Annotated in this window: 22 protein-coding genes; 10 read left to right on the top strand and 12 right to left on the bottom strand. The window is 71.7% G+C overall.

What is annotated here, in order from left to right:
- Positions 1 to 15: 15 nt before the first annotated feature.
- Positions 16 to 1,215: an MFS transporter gene (locus ADK67_RS36330; protein ID WP_053721087.1), complete on the bottom strand. Its 1,200-nt coding sequence runs from the start codon at positions 1,213 to 1,215 to the stop codon at positions 16 to 18.
- A 192-nt stretch (positions 1,216 to 1,407) separates the two neighbouring features.
- Between ADK67_RS36330 and ADK67_RS36335 the strand changes: the two genes are divergently transcribed.
- Positions 1,408 to 2,133: a HEAT repeat domain-containing protein gene (locus ADK67_RS36335; RefSeq protein ID WP_053721088.1), complete on the top strand. Its 726-nt coding sequence runs from the start codon at positions 1,408 to 1,410 to the stop codon at positions 2,131 to 2,133.
- Between the two features lie 27 nt (positions 2,134 to 2,160).
- Here the strand turns inward: ADK67_RS36335 and ADK67_RS36340 are convergent, their stop codons facing one another.
- From ADK67_RS36340 to ADK67_RS36375, 8 genes are all read right to left on the bottom strand, one after another.
- Complete coding sequence (locus ADK67_RS36340) at positions 2,161 to 2,559, bottom strand: pyridoxamine 5'-phosphate oxidase family protein (protein WP_053721089.1); 399 nt, start codon at positions 2,557 to 2,559, stop codon at positions 2,161 to 2,163.
- 20 nt (positions 2,560 to 2,579) lie between these two features.
- On the bottom strand, positions 2,580 to 4,016 hold the full coding sequence (locus ADK67_RS36345; RefSeq protein WP_053721090.1) for an MFS transporter: 1,437 nt from the start codon (positions 4,014 to 4,016) through the stop codon (positions 2,580 to 2,582).
- A 73-nt stretch (positions 4,017 to 4,089) separates the two neighbouring features.
- Positions 4,090 to 4,578, bottom strand: coding sequence for a MarR family winged helix-turn-helix transcriptional regulator (locus tag ADK67_RS36350; protein ID WP_053721091.1), 489 nt, complete (start codon positions 4,576 to 4,578; stop codon positions 4,090 to 4,092).
- A 51-nt stretch (positions 4,579 to 4,629) separates the two neighbouring features.
- Positions 4,630 to 5,970 carry a glycoside hydrolase family 6 protein gene (locus ADK67_RS36355; protein ID WP_053721092.1) on the bottom strand — a complete coding sequence of 447 codons (1,341 nt, stop codon included), beginning with the start codon at positions 5,968 to 5,970 and terminating at the stop codon, positions 4,630 to 4,632.
- 217 nt (positions 5,971 to 6,187) lie between these two features.
- Complete coding sequence (locus tag ADK67_RS48375) at positions 6,188 to 7,051, bottom strand: lamin tail domain-containing protein (protein WP_063797848.1); 864 nt, start codon at positions 7,049 to 7,051, stop codon at positions 6,188 to 6,190.
- 215 nt (positions 7,052 to 7,266) lie between these two features.
- On the bottom strand, positions 7,267 to 7,917 hold the full coding sequence (locus ADK67_RS36365) for a response regulator transcription factor (protein ID WP_053721093.1): 651 nt from the start codon (positions 7,915 to 7,917) through the stop codon (positions 7,267 to 7,269).
- Positions 7,902 to 9,047, bottom strand: a complete 1,146-nt coding sequence (locus tag ADK67_RS36370; RefSeq protein WP_231648519.1) for a hypothetical protein — start codon at positions 9,045 to 9,047, stop codon at positions 7,902 to 7,904. The genes ADK67_RS36365 and ADK67_RS36370 overlap by 16 nt, the downstream gene beginning before the upstream one ends.
- 148 nt (positions 9,048 to 9,195) lie before the next feature.
- A complete protein-coding gene (locus ADK67_RS36375) occupies positions 9,196 to 10,263 on the bottom strand; it encodes a sensor histidine kinase (protein WP_053721094.1) in 1,068 nt (355 codons plus the stop codon).
- A 161-nt stretch (positions 10,264 to 10,424) separates the two neighbouring features.
- Here ADK67_RS36375 and ADK67_RS36380 point away from each other — a divergent pair, with 161 nt between their 5' ends.
- From ADK67_RS36380 to ADK67_RS36400, 5 genes are all read left to right on the top strand, one after another.
- Positions 10,425 to 12,812, top strand: a complete 2,388-nt coding sequence (locus ADK67_RS36380; protein WP_231648520.1) for a GH92 family glycosyl hydrolase — start codon at positions 10,425 to 10,427, stop codon at positions 12,810 to 12,812.
- 537 nt (positions 12,813 to 13,349) lie between these two features.
- Positions 13,350 to 14,144 (top strand): class I SAM-dependent methyltransferase, encoded by a 795-nt coding sequence (locus ADK67_RS36385; RefSeq protein ID WP_053721096.1) that lies wholly within the window; start codon positions 13,350 to 13,352, stop codon positions 14,142 to 14,144.
- 98 nt (positions 14,145 to 14,242) lie between these two features.
- Positions 14,243 to 15,661, top strand: coding sequence for a serine hydrolase domain-containing protein (locus ADK67_RS36390; RefSeq protein ID WP_053721097.1), 1,419 nt, complete (start codon positions 14,243 to 14,245; stop codon positions 15,659 to 15,661).
- A gap of 26 nt (positions 15,662 to 15,687) precedes the next feature.
- Positions 15,688 to 16,641: a sensor histidine kinase gene (locus ADK67_RS36395; protein WP_053721124.1), complete on the top strand. Its 954-nt coding sequence runs from the start codon at positions 15,688 to 15,690 to the stop codon at positions 16,639 to 16,641.
- A complete protein-coding gene (locus ADK67_RS36400; RefSeq protein ID WP_053721098.1) occupies positions 16,638 to 17,294 on the top strand; it encodes a response regulator in 657 nt (218 codons plus the stop codon). Before ADK67_RS36395 ends, ADK67_RS36400 begins: the two co-directional genes overlap by 4 nt.
- On the opposite strand, the gene ADK67_RS36405 is transcribed toward ADK67_RS36400, so the two are convergent.
- Positions 17,264 to 17,986: a MerR family transcriptional regulator gene (locus ADK67_RS36405; protein WP_231648521.1), complete on the bottom strand. Its 723-nt coding sequence runs from the start codon at positions 17,984 to 17,986 to the stop codon at positions 17,264 to 17,266. The genes ADK67_RS36400 and ADK67_RS36405 overlap by 31 nt on opposite strands.
- Before the next feature lie 115 nt (positions 17,987 to 18,101).
- On the opposite strand from ADK67_RS36405, the gene ADK67_RS36410 reads away from it, so the two are divergent.
- Positions 18,102 to 18,986, top strand: coding sequence for an ABC transporter ATP-binding protein (locus tag ADK67_RS36410; protein WP_053721100.1), 885 nt, complete (start codon positions 18,102 to 18,104; stop codon positions 18,984 to 18,986).
- On the top strand, positions 18,983 to 19,834 hold the full coding sequence (locus ADK67_RS36415) for an ABC transporter permease (protein WP_053721101.1): 852 nt from the start codon (positions 18,983 to 18,985) through the stop codon (positions 19,832 to 19,834). Before ADK67_RS36410 ends, ADK67_RS36415 begins: the two co-directional genes overlap by 4 nt.
- Positions 19,835 to 19,927: 93 nt before the next feature.
- On the opposite strand, the gene ADK67_RS36420 is transcribed toward ADK67_RS36415, so the two are convergent.
- Both ADK67_RS36420 and ADK67_RS36425 read right to left on the bottom strand, forming a co-directional pair.
- Positions 19,928 to 20,860, bottom strand: coding sequence for a hypothetical protein (locus tag ADK67_RS36420; protein ID WP_053721102.1), 933 nt, complete (start codon positions 20,858 to 20,860; stop codon positions 19,928 to 19,930).
- Positions 20,861 to 21,271: 411 nt separating this feature from the next.
- On the bottom strand, positions 21,272 to 21,907 hold the full coding sequence (locus tag ADK67_RS36425; protein ID WP_053721103.1) for a hypothetical protein: 636 nt from the start codon (positions 21,905 to 21,907) through the stop codon (positions 21,272 to 21,274).
- Positions 21,908 to 21,924: 17 nt separating this feature from the next.
- Here ADK67_RS36425 and ADK67_RS52910 point away from each other — a divergent pair, with 17 nt between their 5' ends.
- Both ADK67_RS52910 and ADK67_RS36430 read left to right on the top strand, forming a co-directional pair.
- On the top strand, positions 21,925 to 22,083 hold the full coding sequence (locus tag ADK67_RS52910; protein ID WP_197289775.1) for a hypothetical protein: 159 nt from the start codon (positions 21,925 to 21,927) through the stop codon (positions 22,081 to 22,083).
- A gap of 89 nt (positions 22,084 to 22,172) precedes the next feature.
- On the top strand, positions 22,173 to 23,027 hold the full coding sequence (locus ADK67_RS36430; RefSeq protein WP_053721104.1) for an NAD(P)-dependent oxidoreductase: 855 nt from the start codon (positions 22,173 to 22,175) through the stop codon (positions 23,025 to 23,027).
- Positions 23,028 to 23,150: the final 123 nt, after the last annotated feature.

Consider the following 23,150-nt stretch of genomic DNA (forward strand, 5'->3'; position numbering starts at 1 on the left):
CGTCCGGTTTCGGCGCTAGGCGGGCACGCGGGTGCGGCCGACCGTGACCGACAGGGCGGCCACCGCCAGCCCGGCCAGGCTCAACGCCACCCCGACCCACGCGGTGGAGGTGTAGCCCCAGCCCGCGCTGATGGCCAGGCCGCCCAGCCACGCGCCGGCGCCGTTGGCGATGTTCAGCGCCGAGTGGTTGGACGACGACGCCAGCGACGGCGCGTCCGGGGAGGCGTCCATCAGCCGCACCTGCAACGCCGACGCCAGGACCTGCGAGACGAGCCCGATCAGGAACACCGTGCCGAACGCCATCACCGGCGAGGTCGCGGTCAGCGCGAACACCACGAGCACGGCCGTCACCGCGATCAGCGAGCCGAACACCGTGCCCATGACCGAGCGGTCCACGAACCGGCCGCCGACCGTGGCGCCGATCGTCATGCCGAGCCCGAACACGGCCAGCACCCACGGCACGGCGGACGCGGACAGCGCGGTCACCTCGGTGGTGATCGGCGAGATGTAGGAGTAGACGGCGAACATGCCGCCGAACCCGATCATGCCGGTGAGCAGCGCGAACCACACCTGCGGCCGGCGGAACGCGCTCAACTCTGCGGCCACGCTCGCGTCACGCGGAGCCGGGACGCGCGGCAGCCACCTGGCCAGCGCCAACGCCGTCACGACCGCGATCACCGTCACCGCGAGGTAAGCGACCCGCCACCCGATCTGCTGACCGGCGGCCGTCACGACCGGCACGCCGACCAGGTTGGCCACGGTCAGGCCGACCATGATCCGGGCGACCGCCGTGCCACGCCGCTCCGGTGGCACGAGCGTCGTCGCGACCACCGCGGCGATGCCGAAGAACGCGCCGTGCGGCAACCCGGCCACGAACCGCGCGGTCATCAGCAGGGCGGTGTTCGGCGCGATGGCGGACAGGCCGTTGCCGAGCGCCAGGGCCAGCGTCAGGGCGATCAGGAGGCCCTTGCGCGGCAGCTTCGCGGCCAGCCCGGCGATGAGCGGCGCGCCGACCACCACGCCGAGCGCGTAGAGGCTGATCGCGTGGCCCGCGGTGGGGATGGAGATGTCGAACGTGGCCGCCATCTGCGGCAACAGGCCCATGGTGGCGAACTCGGTCGTCCCGATGCCGAACCCGCCCAGCGCGAGGGCGAACATGGCCGCCCCGCCGCCCTTGCCTCGACGAGTCACCGCGGACTCGACGGTCGCCGTCATGCGTCGCTCCTGTCAGCTGTCCCGAGTCGACAGTGACCGCGCGACGTAGGTTCCTTAGCTTGCGAAACGATTTTAACCGGCCCCGTCCGACCAGCCCGCACGCGCACCGCGTGCCACTCCTCACACGGCCGCGCTGATCAGCCCGGGAATTCGCTGGTGAGCCCCGAGGTCCGACGGGCAGACTCCCCGACCGTGACCGACGAGATCGCCCGGCTCATCCGGCTCTTGGACGACGACTCGACCGACGTCTACGAGGGTGCGCGGTTCTCGCTGATGGCGATCGGACCCGAGGTCGTCGCGCCGCTGGCCGCCGCGGTCGGGTCGATGGAGAGCCCGGTGGGCCAGTTGTGCGCGATCCAGGTCTTCGACCACTTCGGCGATGCCGCCGCCTTGCCCGCGTTGATCGGTCTGCTCGGCAGCGAGGACGAGACGGTGCGGATCTGGTCGATGTGGTCGGTCGCCGGGCTGGGCGATCGCGAGGCGCTGCCGGCGTTGTGGGCCGCGCACCGCCGGCTGCGTGCCGCCGGCGAACCGCCCGACTCCGGGGAAGCGGACGCGCTGCGCTCGGCGCTGACGGAACTCGGAGCGCGGCAGGAGGTCTTGCCCCCGCTGACGGCGTCGTCGCAGACGACGGCAGGCGACCGCGGTCGGGCCTGGCCGTCCGAGCGACTGGCGGACGTCGTGAACGACCTGGCCGACCACGACCAGGCGGTGTTGGGCCTCAGGTTCTGGCTGGTCTTCCGCGGCCGGGGCGCCTCGATCAACCACGAGCGGCTCCGCCGACCGCTGGACGTGGACCGGCCGTGGCGGCAGGTGGTCGAGGACGCGCGGGAGACCGCGCTGATCGAGGTGGCCTCCGTGCCACCGCGGCCGGACCTGTTCGCGACCGTGGAGTGGATCGATCGGGACGACGTGTGAGCGCCGCCCCGACCGATCCACCACCGTTCAGCCGCCGGCCTGAGGACCCACGTCCAGTGCCGTGCCGTAGAGGCGGGTCGCGGGGAACGTGATGGTCAGCCGGCGGTCCGGTGCGAGGTCCGGGCCGTCCGTCGTCTCCACCAGCTCCGCGTCACCCTCCACCGCCGCGAACGACCACACGTCCGGCCCGCTCACGTGCAGCGCGACCCTCGGGTTGGCCCGGATCTGGCGGGCTTTCAGCCGATCCGCCGTGGTCGACACGCGGATCACCCGCTCCTTCGCGTCCCACTGGTACAGCACGGTGGACAGGTGGGGGTGGCCGCTGCGCTTCACGGTGGCGAGCACGCCGAACCGCTGCTTGCCGAGCAGCTCCACGAGTTCGTCGTCGGTCAGGGTGCGGGGCGCGGGACCGGAGTTGGCGGTCATGGCAGAGCTCCTTCGAGAAGTCAGTGGGAACGCTTGCGCAGGACGATCAGCGTGACCGCGAACGCGGCGGCCAGCAGCGAGGCGGCGACGGTGAACGCCACGTGGTACCCGGAGGTCAGCGCGACCGGCTCGGCGACGCCGGACGCCAGCTCCTCCCCGGTCCGGGCGGCGGCCAACGTGGAGAGCACGGCCACGCCCACCGCCATGCCGACCTGCTGCGTCGTGTTGAACAGGCCGGACACCAGACCGGCGTCGTCCGGCTTCGCGTCGGACATGCCCAGCGACGCCAACGCGGGCAGCACCAGCCCGCCGCCGGCGATCAGCAGCATGACGGGCAGCAGGTCGGTGACGTAGTCCGCGTCCACCGGCACCGTCGCCAGCTTGACCATCGCGCCGGCCAGCAGCACGAGCCCGACCAGCAGCACCGCGCGTTCACCGAACCGCGTGTTCAACCGGGCCGAGACGAACAGGGACACACCGCCGATCGCGACCGCCGCCGGCAGCATCGCCAACCCGGTGGCCAGTGCGTTGTAGGCCAGCACCTTCTGCATGAACAGCGCGACGATGACCTGGAACGCGAACATCGCCGACAACGTGAGCACCTGCACCAGGTTCGCGCCGACCACGTTGCGCGAACGCAGGATGCGCAGCGGCATCAACGGCGTCCGCGCACGGGCCTGCCGCACGGTGAACGCGGCCAGCAACGCGATCGACAGCGCGCCGAGGCCGAGCGTGTGCGCGGCCGTCCAGCCGTGCTGCTCGACCTTGACCACGGTGTAGATGCCGAGCATCAGGCCGCTCGTGACCAGCGCCGCGCCGAGCACGTCGGCGCCGGCGGACAGGCCCGTGCCCCGGTCGGTCGGCAGCACGCGGACCGCCAGCAGCACGGTGGCGACGCCGATCGGCAGGTTGATGAAGAAGATCCAGTGCCAGCTCAGCGCGTCGGTCAGCACGCCGCCCAGCACCTGCCCGATGGACGCGCCCGCCGCGCCGGTGAAGCTGAACACGCCGATCGCCTTGGCGCGTTCCGCCGGGTCGGTGAACAGCGTGACGAGGATGCCGAGCACGACCGCGGACGCCATCGCGCTGCCGGCGCCCTGGAGGAACCGGGCCGCGATCAGCAGTTCCGGCGTGCCGGCCGCGCCCGCCAGCAGCGACGCGGCGGTGAACACGGCGTTGCCGGCCAGGAACATCGCCTTGCGCCCGATCAGGTCGCCGAGCCGCCCGGCGAGCAGCAGCAGGCCGCCGAACGCGATCAGGTAGGCGTTGACCGTCCAGCTCAGGCCGGCGGGGGAGAAGCCGAGGTCGCGCTGGATGGCCGGCATGGCCACGGTGACGATGCTGCCGTCGAGGACGGTCATCAGCATCGCGGCGGACAGCACCACCAGCGCCGACCAGCGGTTCGCCCGGGGCGTGCCGAGCGGCGGGTCGAGCGGGGTGTCGAGCGAGGACGACATGGGTCTCTCCTGTTCGGGTGACGACAGGAGGAACCGTAGCGGATAGTTTTGTTACAGACAATCTCTTGCGGACTTACCGCGTGCTCTCCCGGGCCCGGCGGGCCGTCTGCGGTGCCGGGATCGGAGTGGACAAGTGGCCGCTGACCAGCAAGTTCAGTGCGTGCAGGAGTGCTTCGCGATCTTTGGTGGGCAGCGACTCCAGGGCGGCCCGGTGCACCCCGTCGACCACCGCCTGGCTCTGCTTCGCCAGCTCGGCGCCCTTCTCGGTGACGGCGACGATCCGGGCCCGCCGGTCGGTGCTCGACTGCCGGCGCTCGGCGAGGCCCGCCTTCTCCAGGGCGTCCACGGTGACCACCATCGTGGTCTTGTCCATGTCGCCGATCTCGGCCAACTGGATCTGCGTCCGCTCCTCCTGCAAGGCGTGGACGAGGACGCAGTGCATGCGCGCGGTCAGGCCGATCTCGGCCAGCGCCGCCGCCATCCGGGTGCGCAGCACGTGCCCGGTGTGGTCCAGGAGGAACGACAGGTCGGATTCGGTGCGGGCTGGGGCCATGGCGGACATGGCCCCAGTCTAGCTACCCGGACCACACCGGATTATCGCAAGAAACCGTTCTCAGAGCGCCGGGTGGGCGTTGCGCAGCAACTGCCGGAACTGCGCCGAGTGCCAGTGGCCGGCCGGCGGCGCCTCGCCCATCGCCCCGGTCGGGTCCGGGCTGGCGCTCGGGCTCCCTTCGTAGGTCGGGTCGCACTCCCGGTTGAAGTTCTCGCCGGCGATCGGGATCGGGATGCTCGCGCCGTCCGACTCGCCCGGCGGCTTCATCCACACGTACGCGTCGACGTTCGGCCGGGGCGCCGCGACCGGGCGTTCGCCCAGCCCCGTGTCGACCTGGTTGCACCAGTTGTAGATCCGCACCCTGCGGTCGATCCGGCTGGTGTCGACGTAGACGTCCACGTTCGTCTCGTAGCCGGGCTTGGTCGGCCGGTTCGGGCCGCCCCAGCCGTTGCGCGAGGTGTCGACCAGCACGCCGACGCGCGAGCCGAAGCCCGCCGCGACCGCCTCGGCCCGGAAGAAGTCCACAAAGGACAGCTCGTCGAGGAACGGGTTCCAGTCGACCCACCTGGTCTGCTGGATGTGCCGGCCGTTGATCACCGTCTTGACGATGAACTCCTCCCGCAGCGCCGAGTAGTCGGCCGTGTTGGCGATGAAGCCGTGCACGTTCCCGAGCCGGCTGCCGCCCGAGTTCGCCGCCTTCACCAGCAGCTCCAGCGTCGGCTTGCGGTTGTCGTCCCAGCCGATGTGGCCGTGGTGGCTGATGTCGAGGTAGTTGTAGACGTTGCGGATGGCGCCGAGCTTCGCCAGCGCGTACCCGATGCCCTCGGTGTACGAGCCGGCCGCCTTGACCCGCTCGCAGTTCAGGGTGGCGTCGTTGCGCGGCTGGACGTGCGTGACGAGGTACGGCAACGAGTTGGGCTCCACGACCGCGACGACCCGCAGGCGCGCGTACGCCGGCTCGGCCAGGATCGCGGCGATCGGGTCGACGAACTCCTGCTTGTAGCGCGGCAGCTCGTCCCAGGCCAGCTCGCCGTTGGTGGCCAGCCGACCGCAGTCGCGGCCGGGCAGGTTCCACAGCACGAGCTGGACCAGGGTGGCGTTCTGCCGCAGGGCTTCGTCCAAGTGGTCGCGCAGGCCCATCGTGCCGTCGGAGCCCTGGACGGCCGCGATGCTGTCGAGCCACACGCCGGTCGGCTGGCCGGCGACGGCCGTGCCGCCCGGCTCGGCGGCGGCACGCGCGGACCACTCCGGGTTGACGTAGGCGCGGGCGCCGACGTACGGGTTGTCCAGGCGCGACGACCACTGCGGGGCGGTGCTCGCGCCGGCCGGGGCGGCGACGACGAGCCCGGCGGCGACCGCGACCGCGGTCAGCACGCGGCCGGCGCGGATGAGGGATCTCATGAACTGCTACCTCCGGTGATCACAACGATGTGAGGGAGGCGGTGTGCTGCCACCGTACCGCGCCGGCACGTCGGCCGGCCGTGGGTGACTTCGGTGACGGGACACCCCTGGTGGAACGGCGCCTTGACGACGCGCGATCCACCAGGAGCCGTGGTCGCCGCCGCACCGCGCGGTCAGCCGCCGTGACCGCTGTTCCCCGAGTGCGCCGGCGTGGTGGTCACGGAGTGGTCAGCGCGGCATTTCCGTAGCCGAGCCGCGAAATCAGGTTGCCGTTCGTGTCCCGCAGTTCTGCGGCGTCACCCTGGTCATTCCAGATCGGGCGGCCCTTTCCGTAGGAGAAACCGCCCCATTGCGGGTGGACCTGGTTGGTGTAGATCCGGATGCGCTGACCGGGCTGGAGGACCGTGCCGGGTGGGAACGTGAAGTCCTGGCCCGCGTCGTCCGCGCCGAGCACCCAGTTCGAGATGTCGCCGGGCGCGCTGCCCCGGTTCACGATCTCGACGTACTCGTCGGCCTGGCTGCCCTTGACCTGACCTTTGTGCTGGACGTGGGTGATCGCGATCTCGGGCCGCCCGGCCTTGGCGAAGATGGCCACCACGTCGGCGCTGTTCGCGCCGTTCTCGGCGCTGATGAACTTGCGGACGACCTGCCCGCCCTGCTTGAAACCGCTGATGACGACGGCGTACTCGTCGCCGTCGACGGTCACGGTCTGGGGCGAGACGAACGTCGGCAGGTCGACCTCGTCCTCGGGGTTGGGCCCGACGTTGGGCGTCTCGTTGTGGTGGAACACGAACGTGAAGTCGGCCCGCGTGCCGTCCTCGAACACGACCGCCACGGCGAGGTCGACGTCGAACTGCGACTGCGGCATCGCCTGGATCGGGAAGTTCTCGTGGGTGAACGTGCCAAGGGTGAACTCGGTCCCGTCGAGTTCAACGTCCACCGTGCCGCCGCGGAAAACGTAACCGCTCTTGCCACCGCCCACCGGAATTCCCCAGGTGACGTGGTCGGTGCCCAATCCCGAGAGGTTGGGCGGCGTGACGCTGATGCTCGGCCAGGTGCCGGATGTCGTGGCGCTGCTCATGGGATTCGATCAAACGCCTGCGCGGGGGTGATCGGTAATACCGCGACCAGGTGAGTGCTTTCACAGGGGTGCGCGGACGATGCCGCGTCGAACGGGACGTGCGCCCGCCCGGTGCCCGCATCCGGGTCGGTGCCGAACACCCGGTCGGCCCATCCTCCGCAGAAATGCGTGTTCACCGAAGAAAAGACGAGCACGGCTCGACCCGGGAAAGGCGGTCAGAGGTCGTCCACGCCGATCAGCCCGTCCTGGATCGCCCGCGCCACCAGGGCGGCCTTCGTCGGCGCCTCCCGCCCGATCAACGCGTACTTGACCCGGATCCGCTCCAGGTGCGAGTTCACCGTGCTCAGCGAGATGCCCAGCCGCTGCGCCACGAACTCCTTCGACTCCGACTGGAACCACTCGACCAGCACCTCGACCTCGCGCGCCGACAACGCGGGCCGGTGGTCGGACCGGTCGCCCGCCAACGCGCCCGCCAGCGACGGCGGCGTGTACGGCCTGCCCTCCGCCGCCGCACGGGTCGCCTGCACGAGGTGCTCCGCGCCCTCCGCCTTCGTCAGGTAGCACAACGCGCCCAGCTCCAGGCACTGCAACGCGATGTCGTCGTCGGCGCGCATCGAGTACACGACGACCCGCCGACCCGCCTCCACCAGCCGGCGCAGGTCGCCGAGCACCGGCGTCGGCCCGCCCAGGTGCAGGTCGAGGATCACCACGTCGGCGTCCGCGCCCTCGCCGAGCCACGCCGAGCGCACGTCCTCGCCGCTCGCGACGACCCGGATCGGTGGCGTGCCGGAGGACAGCCAGTAGGCGACGCCCGCGCGCACCGCCGGGTGGTCGTCCACCACCACCGCGCTCAGCTCGTCCGCCATCTGGCCTCCATTCGCGTGTGCCGACCGTACGTGCCGCTTTCGACCTCCACCGGACCCGTCGCGGTTCCCATCTCGACGCCCGCGTCGGCGACGACCGCCACCCGCACCTCGCCCTCGGTGCGCAACAGGCTCACCCGCGCCCGCTCCCGTGCCGCCGACAACGCCTCCACCAGCGGCGCGGTCAGCTGCCGACGCACGTCCGTCGGCACCGGCACCGGCGCGCCGCTGACCGCGAGCGACACCGACACGCCGCGCCGTTCGGCGACGTGCACGCACGCCGCGACCTCGTGCACCAGCGGATCGGGCACGTCGTCGTTCTCGGCGAACAACCGCCGCAACTGCGTGGCCGCGAGCGCGCACCGCCGCCGGGTCTCGTCGGCCCGCGGGTCGAGCACACCGTCGGCGAGGCCCGCGAGCAGCGGCAGGGTCGCGCCGAGCTGCCCGGCGAACCCGGCCCGCAGGTCCTGCTCCCACTGCCGGGCCAACGCGGCCCTCGTCGCCGCGCGCTCCCGTTCGGCGGCGATCCCGGCGGCCTGGCGCGCGCTGCGCAGCAGGACCCGGGACATCACCACGACGCCGAGCTGGAGGCTGGTCACGCTGAACGTGACCACGCCCGCGTTGCCGACCTCGGCCCGGTCCGGCGTGCCGTCGAGCAGCCAGTGGGTGACGTTGAGCACGAGCAGCGCCGCCTGCGCGGTGAGCAGCGCGGGCACGCGGTCCAGCAGCAACAGCAGCAGGTGCCACCCGACCAGCCCGTACGACCAGTCCGCCGGGCCGAAGTGCTCGTGCGACGGCAACGCCTCCGCCGCCACCGCCGACGCCACCAACACCGCCACCGCGCCACCCGCCGCCACGGGCAGCGGCAACGGCTTGCGCCGCACCACCCACACCGCGCACAACAGCGTGACCAACGCGGGCACCGCGAACGCGATCCGCGCGGACGGATCGTGGACACCGGCGAAGAACGGGCCCGCGCTGATGCTCGGCTGCACCACGGCCGTGGTGCAGAGCAGGATCAACCGCAGACTCGCGAACACGTGCCGCTCGGCTTCACGGCTGTCGTCCTCGGTCAACTCCGCTTCACCGCGGTCCAACCCGAGGTCGTCGGTGCCGCCGCCGCTCCGGCGCACCAGCCCTCCACCACCGCCACCTTCACCGCCTCCACCAAGGTCCCAGGGCATCAGCCGGCGGCTCCAGCGCACCAGCCGGCGATCCCAGCGAACCGGCCGCACCCGCGCCCGTGCGCCGTCGTTCTCGCTGCCGCCATTCCCGCTGCCTTCACCCACGTGGCCACTCCAGCCGCACGGTCGTCCGCCCCGGCCGCGACGTCACCTCGGCGCCGCCCCCGACCGCCGCCATCCGCTCGACCACCGACCCGCGGATGCCTCGCCGGTGGTCCGACACCGCGTCGACGTCGAACCCGCGCCCCGCGTCCGTCACCCGCACCTCCACCCCGCCGCCGTTCGCCAGCACGTGCAACTCGGCCGCACCGGTGCCCGCGTGCCGCGCCACGTTCGCCAACGCCTCCCGCACCGCCCGCACCAGCGCCAACGCCACCGAAGCGGGCACGAGCGCGCTGTCCCAGCGCGCGTCGATGGCCAGCGGGCTGTCGTCCACCACCGCCCGCAGGGCCGAGCCGACGTCCACCGCGCTGTCCCGCGGCACGCCCGACGCGCCGGTGGTGAGCAGGTCCAGGTCCCGCCGCGCGTACCCGGCGACCTCGGCCCGGTCGGCGTCCCGCCCGTTCACCGCCACCACCAGGAACGTCGCCGACGCCGTGTCGTGCAGCAGGGCCAGGTACTCGCGCTCACGCCGGCGCCGCTCCAGCGCCACCGCCTCGGCGCGTTCCAGCGCGGCCCGCCTGGTCCGCAGCTCGTCCACCCGCCGCGACGACCGGAGCATCAGCCGGTACGCCACCCGCGCCACCACGCACTCCACGACCACCCGCACCACCGCCGCGCCGTCCAGCCCGGTCGCCGTCACGTACACCGCGACCAGCGCGGCCGTGGTCGGCACGGTGAGCTTCGGCGCCCACTGCCACTGCAACGTGATCGCGGTCGTGGTGAGCACGTTGAACGTCCACTGGCCCGTGCCGCCGATCTGCTCCTGCGCCGCGCACAGCGCCACCACCCGCACCACCGAGAGCGCGAACGACAGCCGCGGCGACCCGAAGTCCGCCACCGCGCCGACCAGCACCAGCCCGAACAGCCCCAGCCCGAGCGGCAGGGCGTCGGTCGGCACGGACAGCACGCCGAACACGCTGATGAGGGTGACGCCGACACCGCGGACCGGTCCGGCGAACCGCGCGATGGCGGTCAGGAGTTCGGTCTCGACCTGACCCGGCATGCCGCGACCCTAGTCGCCCGGTCCGAGGTGGACGGCGGGTGACGTGCCGGGCAACAGTCGAGAGCGCTCCCATGACAACAGCGGACAGAAAGCGCGCCGGGTCTTCCGGCCGGCCCGCACCGTTGGGTAGACCCTGGGGCAGTCGAGAGGTGGGGGACGCGGTGCGGGTGCTCACGGCGGGGTTGGCGATCGTTCTGGCAGCGGGTCTGGTGTCGGCCGTCGAGGCGCCGGCCACCGCGTCGCCGGGGGTGGACCACGTCGACCCGCTGATCGGGTCGGCGGGCGGCGGCAACACCTACCCCGGCGCCGTGCGGCCGTTCGGGATGATCTCGTGGAGCCCGACGAGCACCCGCGGCGACCAGACCAACACCGGCGCGGCCAACGGGTACGCCTACGACGCCACCAGGGTGCGCGGGTTCAGCCTCACCCACGTCAACGGCGCGGGCTGCCACCCCGGCGCGGCGGGCGACGTGCCGATCATGCCGTTCGTCGGCGAGGTCACCGGCTCGCCCACCGCCGACATCCGCGACGAGGTCTACGCCGCCGACTTCTCGCACGCCGACGAGTCGGCCACACCGGGCCGCTACCAGGTGCGGCTGGCCTCGGGCGCGTCCGCCGACCTGAGCGTGACCACGCGGGCCGGCGTCGGCGACTTCACGTTCCCGCGCGACCGGCCCGCCGCCCTGCTGTTCCGGGTCTCCAACTCCCTCAACGGCAGCGAGGACGCCGAGATCACCATCGACCCGGCCCGGCGCACCGTGTCCGGCTCCGTCCTCACCGGCGCGTTCTGCGGCCGTCGCGCCAACGGCGGCGCGAACAACAAGAAGACCTACTACCGGCTGTACTTCACCGCCTCGTTCGACCGCGCGTTCGCGGGCACCGGCACGTGGGTCGACGGCGCGCTCCAGCCCGGCGGCACCACCGCGAGCGGCGGCGAGGGCTACGAGACCGGCGCCGCCCGGCAGGGCCGCGGCTCCGGCGGCTACGTCACGTTCGACACCTCCCGCGACGACGACGTGCGCGTCCGCGTCGGCATCTCCTACACCAGCGCGGACGCCGCCCGCCGCAACCTCGACCGCGAGATCCGGCCGCACCACGGCGTGGCCGACATCGCCGCCGACGCCCGCCGCGAGTGGGCCCGGCAACTGCGCGCCGTCGAGGTCACCGGTGGTGCGGACGCCCACCGCACCACCTTCTACACCGCCCTCTACCACGCGTTCCTGCAACCGAACGTGACCAGCGACGTGGACGGCACCTACCTCGGCAGCGACCGCCGAATCCACCGCCTGGAACCCGGCCAACGCGCCCAGTACGGCAACTTCTCCGGCTGGGACCAGTACCGCGCCCACACCCAGCTCCTCGCCCTGCTGGAACCCAAGATCGCCTCCGACTACGCCCAATCCCTGCTCAACCTGGCCCGCCAGAACGGCAACGTGTGGGACCGCTGGGTCCACGTCAACGGCCCGACCCACGTCATGACCGGCGACCCGTCCGCCCCCGCGCTGGCGGGCATGCACGCCATGGGCGCACGCGACTTCGACGTCCAGTCCGCGTTCGAGTCCCTGGTGCGCCAAGCCACCGTGCCCCACCCGGACGGCCTGTCCGACAAGGGCTGCCCCGGCCAGTGCGAGGGCCAGCGCCCCAACCTCGCCGAGTACCTGCGCCTGGGCTACGCACCACAGGACACGTGCCACTGCTGGGGCGGCGCCGCGGAGACCCTGGAAGACGCCACCGCCGACTTCGCCCTGGCCGACTGGGCCCGCCGACTCGGCCGCGACGACGTGCGGAACACCCTCCTGCCCCGCGCGAGCTGGTGGCGCAACACCTTCAACCCCGCCGTCGGCCACCAGCAGGCACGCCTGGCCGACGGCACGTGGAAGCTCCCGTTCAGCCCCTCGTCCGACGTCGGCTTCGCCCAAGGCACGAGCGCCACCTACACGTGGATGGTCCAGCACGACGTCTCCGGCCTGGCAGCCGCCATGGGCGGCCGTGACCGGGCAGCCCAACGCCTGGACGCGTTCTTCCACAAACCGGACGGCTCCTGGGCCACCGGCGGCGACGGCCTGCGATACGACCCGACCAACGAGCCCGGCATCCACACCCCGTGGCTCTACAACGCACTCGGACAACCCTGGAAGACCCAGGAAACCGTGCGCGCCATGACATCCCTGGTGTACCGGACGGGCCCGAACGGCCTACCGGGCAACGACGACCTCGGCACCATGTCAGCCTGGTACGTGTTCGCCGCGCTCGGCATCTACCCACAAACCCCGAGCCGTGCGGAACTACTGCTCTCCAGCCCCATGTTCCCCAAAGCCAAGATCAACCGACCGGGCGCGCCAACCCTGACCATCAGCGCGCCCAATGCGTCGCCGTCGAACATCTACGTGCACGGGGCAGCATTGAACGGCCACGCGCACGGCAAGTCGTGGCTGTCGGAGGACTTCGTCACGCACGGCGGTGACCTGATCGTAGACGTCGCCGCCACACCCAACACCTCTTGGGGCGTCACAGACTTGCCAGTGGACCACGTGCCAACCGGAGGCTGACGCCCGGCTCGACGCTTGTATCTTGATGATTCGGTGGTCGGCCCCGGCTCGATTTGACATGGGACCCTTACGGGCACTCCAGGCAGGCCAAACCCGGGCAGGCCTGGCGGAAAAAGCGCCCGCCAAGCCTGCCCGGCTTCGACCAGCCTAAAGCACCCGAACCCATGTCAAATCGGGCCTCTGCGGAAGGTTTCGGGCCCGCCGCCCACCTCGAATGCCCAGCGAGCCAATCGCCCCTGCCACGCCCTTCATCCCAAAAGAAGGGCTTCGTGTCATCCCGCCGACCTGGCGCAGCCCTACCGCGCGTGTCAAGGGGGGCGCGTGTTCACCGATGCCTGACACGTCCACTGCTGCCCGCGTCCCCCTTGATACGTGTGGTAGCCCTTGTGGAGGTCGGTGGGATGACACGAAACCCGGACCAACAACGGACGCGCCACAGAACCAGGGCAGTTGGGGTCATCCTGCTGATCTGCCCGTCCGGCGAGGACGCTTTTAATCTTTGGATCTCTTGAACTCCCCCTCCTAACCTCCCTACCCATGACGGATCTCGGCGCAGACCTGTTCAACCGAGTGGCCGCCGACTACGACCGATCAGTGCCGTTCTTCGCCACATTCGGCCGGCGTCTGGTCGACTGGATCTCTCCGAACCCAGGCACACACGTCCTCGACCTGGGCGCGGGACGGGGCGCGGTCACCGCCGCACTCCTAGCCGCCGACTGCTCGGTGCTAGCTGGCGACGCGTCACCAGCGATGCTGGACTTCCTCCGCGAAACCCTGCTCACAACCGACACCCGCACCCTCAACACCCGCACCCTCAACACCCGCATCCTCGACGCGCACCACCTCGACCTCCCCGACTCCTCCTTCGACCTGATCCTGAGCGGCTTCCTCCTCCACATCCTCGACACCGACAAGGCGTTCACCGAGATAGCACGCGTGCTCAAACCCGGCGGCGTACTCGCCTTCTCCGTACCAGGCCACAGCACCGACGGCGGGTGGTGGGCAACCTACGGACGGATCGTGGACGACTTCACCCGCCGCATCAGGGACGTGCCCCACCACGAGCCAGTGACCTGGCCGGAACGCGCCGATCGGGCCGGCCTCCGGCACGTCGACCAGACCACGACCGAGGTGTCGTTCCCAATCGACGGCCCCGAAGCGCACTGGTCCTGGCTGATGTCGCACGGCAACCGCTGGCTGCACGACGCGCTACCCGAGCCGGACCGCACCGCATTCCGCGACCACGTCCTGCGCAGCCTCCGCGAGCACCACCCGACCAACGGCACGACCCTGATCGCCGGCGCCGAGTTCCACCGCGTGATCAAGCCCTAACTGCCCACCCACCCCCCTCCATCTATGCCTTTCGTCAGGGGTCGATCCGACCTGTGGCCTGATGCCCGCGCACCCCCTTCATTCCTACGTTCACAGCCATGAAAGCCACGCTGATCGGCGTCGCAGCCGTCGCCGCGACACTCCTCACCCCACTCACCCCCATCGCCCACGCCGCCCCGACCTCCATCGACGACTACCTCGCCGACGTCATGCACGACACCGGCCTGCCGGGAGTCTCCGTCGTCGTGACCCAGGGCGACCGCCTCGTGCACGCCGCCGGCTACGGCGAGGACTCCGAAGGCGCGCCCATCACCGCCGACACGCCGATGCGGATCGCCTCGGTCAGCAAGTCGTTCACCGCGATGGCCGTGATGACCCTGGTGGAGGACGGCCGGATCGCGCTGGACGAGCCGGTGGCCGACCAACTGCCCGGCTTCACCATGGCCGACCCCAGGTTCACCGACGTGACGGTCCGGCACCTGCTCAACCAGACCTCGGGCTTCTCCGACACCACGATCGACGTGACCGCGCTCGACACCTCGACCTCCCTGACCGACTACACCGCCAAGCTGTCCTCCGGCTCGCTGACCACCGACCCCGGCACGCGCTACGAGTACTGCAACGTGAACTACGACCTGGCCGCACGGCTGGTCGAGGTGGCGAGCGGCCGGACGTTCGGCGACTACCTGAACGAGGAGGTGTTCGGGCCGCTCGGCATGTCGCGCAGCACCGTGTCCGCCGACGAGATCCGACCCGCCGACGGCTTCAACTCGGTGTTCGGCGCCTGGTGGAGCAGGCCCGAGCTGCCGGGGTTCCTCAGCGGCGGTGGCGGCGTCATCACCACGGCCGCCGACATGGGCAAGTGGCTGATCAGCCAAGCCGGCCACGGCACGCAGCTCGTGTCACCCGACAGCCTGCGCACCATGCACACCTCGTCCACTGTGGACGACTACGCCATGGGCTGGATCCCCGACCAGGGGCCGGACGGCGTCGACCAGCTCGTGCACCCCGGCAACCTCTTCACCTACTCGGCCGTGCAGGCGGTCGTGCCCAGCACCGGGCACGGGTTCGCGGTGCTGGCCAACAGCGCGTCGCTGCACGACGACACCTACGACATCCTCAACGGCCTGATCGCGTTGAGCCAGGGCCGCGACCCGGCACCCGCCGGCGGCGGACGGCAGTCGTTCGAGCTGGTCCTCGGCCTGATCGCGTTGGCGGCCATCGGCCTGGGGGTGCTCGGCGCCTGGCGGTCGGCCCGGTGGGCACGGCGTCGCGCGGGCTCGCCGGCGTGGCTGGTGGCGCTGCGGTTCGTGCCGCTCCTCCTCCCGATCGGGCTGGTGGCGGCCTACCCGGACCTGACCTCGATCCTGATCAACGGGCGCACGGTCACGTGGGCGCAGCTGACCTACTTCCCCCTGCCGTTGACGATCACGGTCTTCGTGGTGGCCCTGGCCTGCACCGCCACGGCGACCGCCCGCCTGCTCGGCCTGCTCCGGAACCGCACGACGGTCCACTGAGGATGGACCCCGATAAGGTCCGCACCATGCGGAACGGCGTGGTCCTCGCGGTGCTGGCGCTCGCGGGGCTGGTCAACGGGCTGGCCACGGACGCGTTGCCGGTGTGGCGGCAGCTGCTCTACCCGGCGCTGGCCGTGCTGGTCTACCTGCACGGCCGGCACCTGCCGGTGCGCCGCGGCGGCCTGGTCGTGGGCGCGGTGGCGGCGATCGGGGTGGTGATCGCCGTGGTGCGCGTCTGGGAGGGCGTCGGCGCGTTGGCGAGCATGGGCCTGTTCGTGGTGCTGCCGTGGCTGGCCGGCCGGTTCCGGCGGCAGCAGGCCGAGCTGATCGAGGTGGGACGGGAGCGGATCGTGCAGCTGGAACGCGCGCAGGAGCTGGTCGCCGAACGCGCCCGCCTCCGTGAACGGGCCCGGATCGCGGCGGACATGCACGACTCGCTCGGCCACGAGCTGGCGCTGATCGCGCTGCGCGCCGGCGCGTTGGAGCTGACCGCCGACACCGAGTCGACCCGCCAAGCCGCGGCCGGTCTGCGCGAGTCGGCGGTGACCGCCACCGACCGCCTGCGCCGCACCGTGGGCGTGCTGCGGGAAGGCGCCGCCACGCTCGACCCGCCGGACGAGACCGTGGAGACCCTGGTGGCACGAGCGGCCGAAGCCGGCCTGCCGGTGGCCCTGACCCGGACCGGCGACACCACCCCGCTGCCACCCCTGCTGGACCGCGCCGTGCACCGGGTGGTGCAGGAGGCGCTGACCAACGCCGCCCGACACGCCCCCGGCGCACCCGTCACCGTGGAGATCGATATTTCCACCGACCTCCTGATCACCGTCACCAACCCGACCGATCAACCCACCAACAACGACGGCAGCGGCCTGGCGGGCCTGGCCGAGCGGGTCCGACTGCTCGGTGGCACGCTGCGATCGGGCGTGGTCGACGGCCGGTTCACGGTGACCGCCCGACTGCCACGGGAGGGTGAGGCATGATCCGCGTGCTGCTCGCCGACGACGAGGCGATGGTCCGCGCCGGCGTGAAGGCGATCCTCGACACCGACCCCGGCATCGAGGTCGTCGCCGAAGCCGCCGACGGCCGTCAGGCGGTCGACCTGGCCCAGACCCACCGGCCGGACGTCGCGCTGCTCGACATCCGGATGCCCCGCTTGGACGGCCTCGCCGCCGCCGCGGAACTGAGGCAGGTCCTCCCGGACGTCGCCGTGGTCATGCTGACGACGTTCGACGAGGACGAGTACGTCGCGCGGGCGTTGGGCGAAGGGGCCAACGGCTTCCTGCTCAAAGCCGCCGACCCGAGGGAACTGCTGATCGGGGTGCGCGCCGCCGCCGAGGGCGCGGCCTACCTGTCACCCAAGATCGCCCACCGCGTGGTCGCCGACCTGCGCGGCGGTCGCCTCACCCGCTACGACCAAGCCCGCAAACGGGTCGCCGCGCTCACCGGACGTGAACGCGAAGTGCTGGCGCTCGTCGGCGAAGGGCTGTCCAACCAGGACATCGCCCGCCGCCTGACCGTCGCCGAGGGCACGGTGAAAGCGCACGTCAGCGCCATCCTGCAACGCCTCGAGGTGACCAACCGCGTCCAGGCCGCGATCCTCGCCTACGAGGCCGGGCTGACCACCGCCAGGTAGCCGTGCAGGGCGGTGGCCGCGTCGAGCATCGCCCGCGCCCGCCGGCCCAACTCGGCCTCCCGGGCGGTGATGGCGGCGCGCAACGCGTCCGCGCCACCCGAGCTGCGGAACTCGTCCATGATCGGCTTGATCGTCGGCAGCGGGTAGCGGCTCTGCCGCAACGTGGCCACCAGGCGGGCGTCGCGGACGTCGGTCGGGCCGAACCGCCGGTGCCCGTCGGTGTCACGTCCCGGCAGCAGCAGCCCGGCCGCCTCCCACACCCGCAGCGCGGACGGCCGCACGCCCAGCCGCGCGGCCAGCTCGCCGACCCGCAGCCCCGTCCGCGGCACCGTGTCCGGCGGGTGCCCGGCCACCGCCTCCAGCGCCTCCGCCGTCGCCCGCAACGCCAGCCGCTGCTCGTGCGCCGCCGCGTGCGCGGCGTCCACCCGGGCCAACGCGGCGTCCACCCGAACCGACGCCGGATCCGGCGCACCGGCGTGGATCGAGCGCATGATGGCCTTGGCGGCGTCCCACCCGTACCCGCGCCCCAACGCCCGGTACGTCGTCACCGCCTGCCGGTGCCGCTCGTCGAACACCCGGTACCCCGCCGGTGAGCGTTCGGCCGGCGGCAGCACCCCGGCGTCGAGGTAGTTGCGCACCTGCTGGGCCGAGATGCCCGCGGCACGGGCCAGATCCACTGGACGAAGCCCCACCGGAAAGCACCCCACAGCCGATCAGGTTCAACGGGAATTTGAAGGTTTGCCGACACCTTCCCCGCACAAGTCGCGAAAAGCTTAAACAGGGTACTTCAACGATACGGTTGAAGTCATGAAAACCAACGACAACCAGCGGGAACCGTCGGTTGTGCACACGCGCGGCCTGCGCATGCGGTACGGGTCCACCGACGTGCTGAAGGGCGTCGACCTGACCGTCGGACCCGGCGAGGTGGTGGCGCTGCTCGGGCCCAACGGCGCGGGCAAGACGACCACCATCGAGATCCTGGAGGGCTTCCGCAAGCGGTCGGACGGCGAGGTCCGGGTGCTCGGCGTCGACCCCGACGACGGCGACGAGGCGTGGCGCGCCCGGCTGGGCGTGGTGCTGCAGTCGTGGCGCGACCACGGCCGGTGGCGCGTGCGGGAGCTGCTGTCCTACCTGAGCCTGTTCTACGAGCCCTACCGCGAGCGGCCGGTCGACGTCGACGGGCTGATCGCGTCGGTCGGCCTGACCGGCCACGCCCACCAGCGGATCGGCGCCCTGTCCGGCGGTCAACGGCGGCGGCTCGACGTCGCGGTCGGCCTGATCGGGCAGCCCGACCTGCTGTTCCTCGACGAGCCGACGGTCGGCTTCGACCCCGAGGCGCGGCGCGAGTTCCACGAGCTGGTGCGCGGCCTGTCCGGCACCACGATCCTGCTCACCACCCACGACCTCGCCGAGGCGGAGAAGCTGGCCGACCGCATCGTGATCCTGGTGGCCGGCCGCGTCGTCGCCGACGGCACGGCCGCCGAACTGGCCGCCCGGATCGCGGGCCAGGCCGAGGTCAGGTACCGGCTGGACGGTCGGGAGCACGTGCTGTCCGTGGCCGACTCCACCGGCTACGTGCGCGAGCTGTTCGCCGAGCACGGCAAGGCGGTGGACGACCTCGAAGTGCGGCGCGCGAGCCTGGAGGACGTGTACCTGACGCTGGTGCGCGAGTCCGAGCTGGTGACCGCGTGAACGCCCGGGTGGTGGCCGTGCGCGCCGGGGTGCGGCGCGGTCGGATCGAGTTCGGCCAGACCATGACCAACGCGGGCGAGCTGATGGGCTGGCTGTGGCTGCCGGTGGTCGCGCTGGTCGTGATGTACGCGTTCGGCGACGGCACGGTGCCCGGCGTGGACTTCCCGCTGGGCGCGCAGGCCGTGCCGGGGATCCTCGCGATGAGCGCCGTGTTCTCGGGCCTGATGGGGTTGGCGATGACCCTCACCATGGACCGCGAGGACGGCACGCTGCTGCGGGCGAAGGCGACGCCGAACGGCGTGCTCGCGTACGTGATCGGCAAGGTGCTGGGCAAGGCGGCGATGACCGTCGCGGTGCTCGTGCTGATCCTGGTGCCCGCGATGCTGCTGTTCGACGGCCTGCGACCGGGCCGCGTGTCGACCTGGGTGACGTTGGCGTGGGTGCTGGTCCTCGGCTTGCTCGCCGTCCTGCCTCTCGGGGCGATCGTGGGCGCGGTGTTCGGCAACACCCAGAGCCTCGGCTTCGTGACGTTGCTGGTCATGGGCCTGGTGGTGGTGTCGGGCGTGTTCTACCCGATCACCGCCCTGCCGGGGTGGGTCCAGTGGGTCGGCCAGGCGTTCCCGCTGTACTGGCTGGGGTTGGGGCTGCGGTCGGCCCTGCTGCCGGACGCCGTGGCGGCGGCGGAGATCGGCGGCTCGTGGCGGCAGTGGGAGACCGTGCTGGCGCTCGGCGCGTGGGCCGTGGTGGGTGTGGCCTTGGCGTCCGTCGTGCTGCGGCGGATGGCCCGGCGCGAGTCGGGCTCGTCCGTCGCGGCTCGTCGGGAACAGGTGGCGCAGCGGTTCGACTGACCGCGGCTTGACCGAGCGCTTGACCGAGCGGCTTGACCGAACGCGCGGCTCGACCGAGTGTGGCTTGGCCGAAACGCGGCTCGACCGAGCCGTTCAGTCGAACAACGTCGGCAACTCGCCGCGCTGCAACGCCTGGAGCACCCGCCCGACCCTGGCTCCCGGCGCGGACGGCGCGAGCACCCGCACCACACCGGTCTGGTCGGCGGGCTGCTCCGCCGTCGCGCCGGCCAGGGCCTCCGACCAGGGCGTGGTCTCCAGGTTCGTCCGCACGAGGTCCTTGAGCGCGTTGGGGTTCTCGTCGGGCACGCACACGACCTCGGTGCTCTCGCCCGCCGGGGTCGTGCGCACACCCGCCGCCACCGGCAACCCGCTCTTCGGCTTGCTGATCAACGCCACCGACACGTCACCGAGGCACCGCGCCAACTCGCCGATCATGGGGTCGTCGGCCAACGACTGGTCACCCGGCGGCTCGGTGACCCACTTCAGCGTCTCGCCGGCGGGGGAGTGGACCACCGAGCCCGACTCCACCCGCACCTGCTGGAACCCGGTCACGATCCCGGCCTCCGCCAACGGGCCGTCCGGGTCGATCTCGTTGTCCTCACCGGTGGTCCAGACGCCCGAGTCGGCACGCCGCCCACCGAGCCCGGCGAGCTTCGCGTCCACCGCCGGCACGTCGACGTCCATGCGCAGCACAGCGGCCCACTTCGGCGACTGCCCGACCCGCAACGCCGTGGTGGCCTCGGCCGGGTCGAACCCGACCAGGTCGGGCAGCACCCGAGCGTGCCCGGCGAGGTCGGAGTACCCGTAGCCCTGCAGGCCGCGGAAGCGCTCGGCGTCCTTGCCCAGCAATGCCCGGACGGCCGCCACGTCGCCGTACTCGACGAGCACCGACGACTCGGCGGTGGCCCGCACACCCGCCAGCGCGCCCAGCAACCCGCTCGCGGGCGTCGGCTGCGGCACGTCGGCCTCGGTAGCGCACCCGGCCAGCAGGACGGCGACCAACGCCACGCTCGAACGCTTGTTCACCGACCGAATGGTAGAGCTGAAGCTCCTTCAACACTCCCGTTTTACGCGAAGGCGTCGCCGCCGCCAACGCGCGCGCCCGCACGACGGCGACCCCCGGCCCGTACCGCCCCGACCCGCGCCCGGTCGACGGCACCGAGATCACCGAGGTCACCGCGTCGCGGGGTCCCGCACCACGGGCTGCCACCCCCTTCCCTGACCTGTCGAACCCACACCCGCCCACGCCTGTCCGCCGCCGGGCCGGCCGTTTTATCCGGCTAACGTGAGAAATGCGATTGGGGTTGTCATAGGTTGCACTCTTCGCCCGGTCGAGTGATCAGGAGTGATCACGCGGCCACGCGTCGGGTGACGAACTGACCGCGCGTCGAGTGGCGAAGTGACCCACGCGTCGAGTGAGAAGTGACAGCGCGGGTTTCACTGCTCGGGGATCTCCACCGCGATCTCCTCGCCCAACCGCGCACCACCCACCAGATCCAGCTCGTCACCGCTCCAAAACCGGCCCGGGTCGTACCAGTTCGCCCGACGTCCGGAAGGCAGCAGTCCCATCGCCTCGTAAGTCACCGCCACCACCTCCGCGCAGTACGCCGTCTCCAAAGTCGCGTCCGACGACTTGCGCAAGTTCGGCAGCCGCCCGCGCAACCACCGGGAAGCCAACCTCGCCGTGGACGGGAACGGCGTGCCGTTGAGCCGCGCCACCGTCTTCAGCGCCGCGTCGTCCTCCTCCCTGGTCGTCGGCCGGTCGAGCTGGCGCAGCCACGCCCGCTGCCCGTACTTGCGCGCCCACACCAGCACCGCGTCACGCAGGTCGTGCAGCTGCACGCCGCGGTGGTGGGTGCCGGTCCACACGTCCGGCAGCGAGCGGCCCAGTTCGGCGTGCCACATCAACGGCGGCAGGTCTTCGACGGCGACGGTCATGCCCACGTGGTTGACCGGGCTGTTCGTGGTCACCCGGATCGCCCGGTCGGCCACCGAGCTGCCGCGGAACAACCAGACGTCACCGGTGCGGGTGAGCTCGACCGCCTCGTCCAGACCGATCTTCGTTCCAGCCATCCCGGTAGCCTAGGCAGATGCGCTGGTGGAAGCTGCTCGGCCTGGCCGGTGTCGCGGGTGTCGCGGCGACCGGGGTGGTGATCGCGCGCGCGGAACGCAAGCGTCGCGCCTACTCGCCGGATGAGATCCGTGAACGGCTGCACGCCCGCGTGAACCAGGAGAACGCGCCCGGATGATCCGGGGCGTGGCGGTCTCGCTGCCGTCGTGATCTCGCCGGGGTTCGCCTCATGATGCGGTCCACCGTCCGTGATGGAATGTTGAGTCCATGCGCGTGGTGGTCTTGGGAACGGGTCTGATGGGCGCCGGGATGGCGCGGAGCCTGCTGCGGTCCAAGGTGGACGTCGTCGTGTGGAACCGCAGCCTGGCCAAGGCGCGTCCGCTGGCTGACGAGGGCGCGCTGGTCGCCGACGACCCGAAGAGCGCGGTCGTCGGCGCGGACGTCGTGCTGACGATGCTGTTCGACGCCGACGCGACCGCCGGCGTGATGGCCGAGGCGTTGCCGTCGGTCGAGCGCGGTGCGGTGTGGGTGCAGTGCGGCACGGTCGGCTTGGACGGCGTCGAGCACCTGGCGGAACTGGCCACGACGTACGGCGTGCCGTTCGTGGACGCGCCCGTCCTCGGCACGCGTGCGCCGGCGGAGCAGGGGAAGTTGACCGTGCTGGCGGCCGGCACGGTCGAGGTGCGGGAGTTCGTCGCGCCGGTGTTCGACGCGATCGCGCTGCGGACGGTGTGGGCTGGTGAACGCCCCGGTGACGGGCAGCGGCTCAAGTTGGCGGCCAACTCGTGGGTTCTGTCGATCACGGCGGCGACCGCGCAGGCCGTGGCGTTGACGCGGGGGTTGGGGTTGGACCCCGACGCGTTCCTGGAGGTGATCGCCGGTGGGCCGGTGGACAGCACTTATGCGCAGGTCAAGGGTCGGGCGATGATCGACGGTGAGTTCACGGCGTCGTTCGGGGTCGATGGTGCGGTCAAGGACGGTGAGCTGATCGTGGCGGCGATGGCGGTGGCGGGTACGGATGATCGGTTGATGCGGGTGTTGAACGAGCTCTCCGGGGTGGGGGCGGGGGGGGTGGGGGAGGGGGCGGACATGGCGGCGGTGATCGCGGCGTTTGGGTCTTGAGGGGTTGGTGGACCGCGTTCTCGCGTCCGGCTCGATTTGACATGGGGCCCTTACGGGCACTCCAGGCAGGCCAAAGCCGGGCAGGCCTGGCGGGAAGAGCGTCCGCCAAGCCTGCCCGGCTTC

The organism is Saccharothrix sp. NRRL B-16348, assembly GCF_001280085.1.
Classification (GTDB): domain Bacteria; phylum Actinomycetota; class Actinomycetes; order Mycobacteriales; family Pseudonocardiaceae; genus Actinosynnema.